Here is a 6,273-nt window from a genome sequence, read left to right as displayed (position 1 = left end):
GAAACGGCCAAGACATCATAGATGATGCCCGGTTCGTCAGCACTCGTGTAAAGCTCCTTGGAACCCGTCACCTTCTCAAGTGCGTTTACGGAATGCGGAACCCAGGCAACAACTGCCGAGACTTCGCCACTTTCCAAAGTTTGGAGCGCTGGTGGGTCGGCATGTTCACCAGAGTCACGTCCGATTCCTTGAGACCATTCTTCAAAAGGGCGTTGATGAGAAGTGCATGGGAAAGGCAACCGATTTCCACGCCGACTTTCTTCCCTTTTAAATCCTTGATGGAAGAAATTCCCGGAGCTCCAACAATTTTATCATTTCCGTTACTATAGTCATTTATCAAAATCGTCACGTTCCGTGCACCCGTTGCATTCAAGACCATCGCATCGCCATTCGCCACTCCAACAGCATCGACTTTCTTCGCGGCAAAGGCATCCATAGACGGCCCATATTCGAACCACTCGAGTTTTACATTCACGTCGTGCTTCTTGAAAAATCCCTTTTTGTCGGCAATTTCCCAAGCAGTCCAGCCAGGCCAATCGCTATAAGCAATTTTCAAGACCGGCTTTTCAGCGTAAAGTGTCGCCGCAAGACCCATGGCCGCGGCAAGAAGGATTTTTGGCATTTTCATAAGTACCTCGCGTGAAGAGTTTCTGCAGTCCACAAAGCAAAAGCAATGCCAAAATCGAAAAGTTTCCGTTTTTTCAACGAATTTCGCCGCTTTTTATTTTTTTTTCACTCCGACTTTATAAAAACTTTTTATAAAGTCCTGACAGATTTGTAGAGAGAAAAAACATTTTAGCCCTTTTCGTCGTTTTCCCAGAAATCAAGCATACTTTGTAAAACATTTTTATAAAGATTTTTCTCATTACGTTAAAATTTGAATTTAATAGTGTCCGCTAAAAGTTAATCAATTTCGTAGAAAAGTTATAAAAAAAGACGGTTCCCGATAATCGAGAGCCGTCACTTTTGGTATCGTTTTAAATAACCACAAATAAAAGGAACCAAAAGCAGTATGAAAGATAGCAACTTTAGCGGACAGCCGGTATTTTCCCAGATAATGAAGCTTATTCCCAAGAACCTTGTCCTGTCCCTATCTAGACAGAACGGCGGGGAACGCTATGTCAAGAAGTTCGATGCGTACCAGCATTTGCTTGTGCTCTTGTTTTCCGTCATGGAGCAGTACAAGTCCATCAATCAAATCTTGCTGGGGCTCGAAGCGGAATCGAGACGACTAGTCCACGCCGGACTTACGGAGATCCCCAAAAGAAGCACATTCGCTGACGCGAACGGACGGAGACCGGCCGCGATATTTGAACGGCTCTACCATGAGTTGCACAAGAAGTACGAGCACTGTTTAGCGGACAGCCGGGACTATTTTTGGTCCAAAAGGCTTTATGTCATGGACTCGACGACTGTCTCCCTCTTCACCGACGTGATGAAGGGTGCCGGCAGGAACCCGAAGCTGGGCAAGAAGAAGGGCGGAGTCAAGGCGCACACCGTGATGAAGGATTCGTCTGGAGCGCCGGAGTTCGTCATCGTGACCCGGCAGCGAAACATGACAGCACTGAACTCAAGAAAGTCAAGCTTCCCTCGGAATCATTTCTTGCTATAGACAGGGCATACATCGACTACAAGTTGTTCGAGAGCTTCTCCAAAAAGAAAACGACCTACGTGACCAGGATGAAGAAGAACCTCAAGTACGACCATGTGTCGGACAACCCCGTTTCAGACAACATACTTCGGGACGAGAATGTCCAATTTCATTTTGTCTCCCGCAAGAAGGAGCGAGTTCACAGGGCCCGCATAGTCGAACATTATGTCGAGGAGACGGGAAAGACATGGCGGCTGCTTACGAACAACAATGAACTTCCTGCCAAGGAAATAGTCGAAATTTATCGAAGACGCTGGCAGATAGAAACCTTCTACCGCAGTCTCAAGCAGAATTTCCGCTTCATTTCTTTTACGGAGACAGCGAGAATGCGATCCGGATACAGATCTGGATAGTAATGATAGCTAACCTGCTGACAGCCATTGTTCGTGCGCAGACAAAAAGGAAGCTGAGTTTCTCCAGCACGGTTCTGCTGATACGCCAGTGTGCAACCTACTACGTAGACCTGTACAAACTCCTGGAATCTCCAATAAAGGCTGTAAGGGATGCATACGTCGGTGGACTCGCTCCACCGCAATCACAGCAGTCATTCCTGTCCCAACTGAACTGAGGGGGGGCTCGTATTTTGAAACAAGTCCCGTTTTCCTTGAAAACGGGACGTTTTGGGGATTATGAATTCATGAATTAAAGTTTAGCGGATAACAATAATTTGAATTTATCTTTTAACCAAGATGTCCTCCAATTCCATTATAAAAATCAAACAGCAAAACATTTTGCAAATCAAACGGGCACTCATTGCGCTCGGTTCTGCGACAAAACCCGAAATCGCCAAACACACGGGATTGACAGTCGCCACTTGCGGAAACCTGCTAAACGAAATGGCCAAATCCGGAGACGCTGTAGCGGAAAACCTGCGATTCTCCAATGGCGGGCGCCCGGCACAAGCTTACCGCTACTGCGCCGAGAAAACGCAATTTCTCAGCCTTCTCGCCATTTCCGAGAATGGTACGGAAAAAATCTACTACAGAGTTGTCGATGTCGCTGAAAAAACGCACAGCCAAGGTTCCTCCCTCGTCCGCCAAGTGAATCTTCCCACCTTGAAAAAAATGGCAATGGGAATTTTGAAAAAGAATCCGGCTATCCGACTCGTCACCCTCGGCGTTCAAGGCTGCGTCCACGAAGGAATCGTCGCCTTTAGCGATTTCCCCGAATTAGACGGGCGCGCAGTCCAAAGCGAATTAGAAAGCGCGCTCAAAATTCCCGTCTTCGTCGAAAACGACATGAATTCCATCGCACTAGGCTACTCGCGCGTAAACCAAAACGAAAAAGACATAGCCATTCTCTTTTTTCCAAAAGGCAACCCGCCTGCCGGAGGATTTCTCGTCGATGGGAATATCGTCCGCGGACATTCGAGTCTTTCCGGCGAACTTTCCTATTTCCCCTTCCCCTTTCCCAAAGGGAGCCAGCGGCGATTTTTCGACAACGCAAAGCGAGCACTGCCCGGCATCTTGCAAGTCGTCCAAGCGACAATCGTCTTCTTCGACCCCGCAGTCATTCTTCTCACCGGCAGCCTCTCGGAAGATCTAAAAAAGCTGAACTTTGAAAAACGTTTACAAATGCGATTCGCTAAATCAAAATTGCCCAAGCTCCTCATCCAGCCGAATACGCAAGAAGAATACTTTGCCGGAATTGCGCAACTATCCATTCAAAGGCTTTTAAAAATCTGATCGGGGCTTGTTTCAACATTTTTGAACGAATTTGAAAATCGATTCACATTTTTGGATCGATTTTTTTTTGCATTTCTCTTTATTTTTTCTCTCCGCAAAACTACTTTATAAAAGGTTTTTATAAAGTCAAGAGGTTCCTAATGAAACTCGACATCCGCTCATTGCTTTCTGCCTATCGCGATGGATCCACGACTCCCGAAAAAGTTATAACCGAATTAAAGAAAAAAATCGCTGAAGCGCCGGCTTCCATTTGGATTTCGCATACTTCCGACGAATCCCTTTCCCGCTATCTGAAAAACCTGCATTTGAAATCTCCCCGCGATCTTCCGCTCTACGGAATTCCCTTCGCCATCAAGGACAACATCGACCTCGAAAACTGCGAAACGACAGCCGGCTGCCCAGCATTCGCCTACACCCCAAACCGTTCCGCAACCGTCGTGGGCAAGCTCATTCGCGCAGGAGCCATTCCCCTCGGCAAGACAAATATGGATCAATTCGCCACAGGTCTTGTCGGAGTGCGTACTCCCTACGGCGCAATCCCCAACCGATTCGCTCCCGAATACATTTCTGGAGGATCTAGCAGCGGGTCCGCAGCAGCACTCGCCTATGGACTTTGCTCTTTTTCCCTCGGAACGGACACGGCAGGTTCCGGGCGCGTCCCTGCGGCATTCAACAATCTTTATGGCGTGAAACCGACTTGTGGACTTTTAAGCACAAAAGGAGTCGTCCCCGCATGCCGAAGTCTTGACTGCGTTTCTCTCTTTGCGCTCAATTTAAGCGATGCAAAGCGGCTTCTCGAAATTGCAAAAGGCTATGACGAAGACGACGATTATTCGCGAAAAGCTCCTGAAAACTTGGCGCATCTTCCGGAAAATTGGGCGTTCGGCGTTCCCGAAGAATCGGAACTTAATTTTTTTGGAAACGAAAATTATCGGAAGCTCTTCGAAGACTCCATCACAGCTGCGGAAAAAGCCGGCGGAAAAATGCGACGAATCCATTTTAAACCTTTTCTCGAAGCGGCTCGACTCTTGTACGAAGGACCTTGGGTTTTTGAACGGCATTCCGCTGTCGGAAAATTCATCGAAGAGCATTCCGCACAAATTCATCCCGTGACACGCAAAATTATTATTCCTCCATCAACGCCGCATCCGTCGCAAATCTTCGACGCATTTCACAAACTGCGCCACGCAAAAGCTCTTGCCGACCGGGAGATGGATCAAGTCGATTTTCTTATAACGCCAACCGTCGGCACCTGCTACAAGACAGCCGAAGTCGAAGCCGATCCGATCCGCCTCAACTCGAATCTCGGATACTATACAAACTACATGAATCTCCTCGACTTTTCGGCGCTAGCCATTCCTGTGGGATTTGCGGGGAAGTTGCCATTCGGTGTCACTCTCGTCGGTAAAGCCTTCGCGGAAAATGTCCTTTTCTCCGCCGCAGAAAAGCTCCGTTCGTTCCTAGCGCCCAAAATGGCGATTGCCGTTTGCGGAGCGCATCTACAGGGAATGCCTCTTCATGGGGAACTCGAAGACGCCGAATTTCTAGGGACCCAAAAAACTGCTGCGGAATACACCATGTTCGCCCTTCCTGGGAACATTCCCAAACCAGCACTCGTCCGTGCGGAAAAAGGCGGAAGTTCCTTCCATGTAGAGCTCTACGCGCTCCCAGCGGAAGAATTCGGAAAATTTATTTCCCAGATCCCCGCGCCACTCAGCATCGGGAAAATCCGCTTGGAAAACGGAACGGAAGTTTCCGGATTTTTAGGAGAACCAATAGTGCAAAAAATCGGCAAGAATATTTCCGAATTTGGCGACTGGCGAAAGTATTTCCTCAGCCTTTGAATTGCCTGTCAAACGAAACCGAATTTTCCTTGCGACCGTTCAAATTAACCAAGCGCGAAGGATTAAAGCGTATTCCGTTGCTTTGCGCAAATTCTGCAAACCTGTCCGCATTTTCAAAAAGCTCTTCTAAGCTCTGGCTTGTCAATACCCGCTGCCGAAATTCCGACGAGTCCGGTTCAAAGCCCTTGCATAGTCTGGCCGCCAGCTGTTTCAATCGCCCAAGCATTCCAAAAGGCGAAGATTCGCATCCTTCCGCCATCAATTCGTAATAAATTTTGAAAATACCACAAGCTTCTTGTGCGGACACATCCCGCGCAGGTTTGCCTTCTAATGCGTCCGCAATTTCACCAAAAAGCCACGGATTGTGCAAAGCTCCTCGTCCAATGGAAACTCCGCTAATCGCATATTTTTCCAATTTTTCAAGAGCGGATTGAACGCTGGAAACATCGCCGTTGCCGACCACAGGAATCCTTGCCGCAGCAGCAACTTCGCCAATCAAGTTCCAGTCCGCAAAACCGTTATACCCCTGCACTCGTGTTCTGCCATGGACCGTCAGCATATCAGCCCCTTCCGCTTCTGCAATTTTCAAAGTTTCCATGACATTGATGGAATTTTCATCCCAGCCGACACGACATTTGAGCGTCATCGGAATCGCTATCGCCTTTTTGACTTCCGAAAGAATTTTGGCCAGTCGCGGCAAGTCCTTTAAAAGCCCCGCGCCTCCGCCTTTTCCAGCGACTTTTGGAACAGGACAGCCCGCATTGACTTCAATGTAATCGGGCCGCAAAGATTCAAGAACTTGAGCCGCATAAGCCATCCGCTCCGGATCCCGGCCAAAAATTTGAATTCCAAAGGGGCGTTCTTCCGGGTAAAAATGGAGCTGTTTGCGATTTTTCAAAACAAACGGCGAAGTTCCATCTGTCGATACAAATTCCGAAACCAGAAGTCCCATTCGATTTCCGGACAAAATCCGACATAATCGGCGAAAAGGAGCGTCGGTCACGCCGGCCATAGGAGAAAGCACCGTACAGGGAGAAACGCCGACTCCGGCAAACTGAAATTTATTTTTCAACATTTCTTCACATTTATCCAC

At 48.0% G+C, this 6,273-nt stretch carries 6 protein-coding genes and 1 pseudogene; 5 read left to right on the top strand and 2 right to left on the bottom strand.

Annotated elements, in window-relative coordinates; translation table 11 throughout:
• Nucleotides 1–85: 85 nt before the first annotated feature.
• On the bottom strand, nt 86–628 hold the full coding sequence (locus BGX14_RS09920) for an ABC transporter substrate-binding protein (RefSeq protein WP_198951185.1): 543 nt from the start codon (nt 626–628) through the stop codon (nt 86–88).
• A gap of 384 nt (nt 629–1,012) precedes the next feature.
• Here BGX14_RS09920 and BGX14_RS16300 point away from each other — a divergent pair.
• The 5 genes and pseudogenes from BGX14_RS16300 to atzF form a co-directional block, all read left to right on the top strand.
• Nucleotides 1,013–1,237 (top strand): annotated as a pseudogene (locus tag BGX14_RS16300) (DUF4372 domain-containing protein); the annotation flags it as partial.
• Between the two features lie 140 nt (nt 1,238–1,377).
• A complete protein-coding gene (locus BGX14_RS16125) occupies nt 1,378–2,004 on the top strand; it encodes a transposase (protein WP_158223290.1) in 627 nt (208 codons plus the stop codon).
• 2 nt (nt 2,005–2,006) lie between these two features.
• Nucleotides 2,007–2,219 carry a hypothetical protein gene (locus BGX14_RS15310; protein ID WP_143394212.1) on the top strand — a complete coding sequence of 71 codons (213 nt, stop codon included), beginning with the start codon at nt 2,007–2,009 and terminating at the stop codon, nt 2,217–2,219.
• A 121-nt stretch (nt 2,220–2,340) separates the two neighbouring features.
• Complete coding sequence (locus tag BGX14_RS09905; RefSeq protein WP_073304856.1) at nt 2,341–3,336, top strand: ROK family protein; 996 nt, start codon at nt 2,341–2,343, stop codon at nt 3,334–3,336.
• A 140-nt stretch (nt 3,337–3,476) separates the two neighbouring features.
• Nucleotides 3,477–5,180, top strand: coding sequence for an allophanate hydrolase (gene atzF, locus BGX14_RS09900; RefSeq protein ID WP_095879740.1), 1,704 nt, complete (start codon nt 3,477–3,479; stop codon nt 5,178–5,180).
• On the opposite strand, the gene BGX14_RS09895 is transcribed toward atzF, so the two are convergent.
• Nucleotides 5,170–6,255 carry a tRNA-dihydrouridine synthase gene (locus tag BGX14_RS09895; protein WP_095879739.1) on the bottom strand — a complete coding sequence of 362 codons (1,086 nt, stop codon included), beginning with the start codon at nt 6,253–6,255 and terminating at the stop codon, nt 5,170–5,172. The two genes, atzF and BGX14_RS09895, sit on opposite strands and share 11 nt — an antisense overlap.
• Between the last annotated feature and the right edge of the window lie 18 nt (nt 6,256–6,273).

Origin of the sequence: Fibrobacter sp. UWS1, assembly GCF_002300445.1 — a bacterium.
Taxonomy (GTDB): domain Bacteria; phylum Fibrobacterota; class Fibrobacteria; order Fibrobacterales; family Fibrobacteraceae; genus Hallerella; species Hallerella intestinalis.
Note: the sequence above shows the minus strand (reverse complement) of the source record. Positions and strands in the feature narration are given on the sequence as shown.